Genomic DNA, 426 nt, shown 5'->3' with positions numbered 1-426 from the left:
GCCCGGCCTCGTGGCCGGGTCCTTGCGGGCGTCCACCGCCAACCGGATCGCCCGCTCCCGGAGTTCGTCCGGGTACTTCCTCGGTGCTGCCATGACTCTCGTCCTCCCGTGCGATGAGAGCCTCCACTAGACCCGGTACGAGACCCCCCGCGGGTGGGTGTCCACCACCGGGGGTATCAACGCGGGGAACTGGACCCACAAGGGCTCGTTGAACGACGATGGCAGCGCAGTCACGGGCAATCCTGGGAGCGGCTGGCGTAGGTAACTCGTCGTTACCAGCGCCCGTGCCTGCCCCGCCTCAGCGACACGCCGAAGCCGCTGTGCCGCCGTTCATCGCGGCCAACTCACGTCCCGCCGCTATTGGCGCAACTTTCTAACTCACCGGGAACCTGAGGGAGGCGGTGGCGGCGCCGCCGCTCAGGTCGT

General features: G+C 68.8%; 1 pseudogene. It reads right to left on the bottom strand.

Annotation, left to right across the window (positions count from 1 at the left end):
* Positions 1-144: 144 nt before the first annotated feature.
* Positions 145-234, bottom strand: a pseudogene (locus WDV86_RS06580) (IS5/IS1182 family transposase); the annotation flags it as partial.
* Positions 235-426 lie beyond the last annotated feature (192 nt).

The sequence above is a fragment of the Pseudokineococcus sp. 1T1Z-3 genome (assembly GCF_037482365.1).
Taxonomy (GTDB): Bacteria; Actinomycetota; Actinomycetes; order Actinomycetales; family Quadrisphaeraceae; genus Pseudokineococcus.
This window is presented reverse-complemented; position numbering and strand designations above follow the sequence as displayed.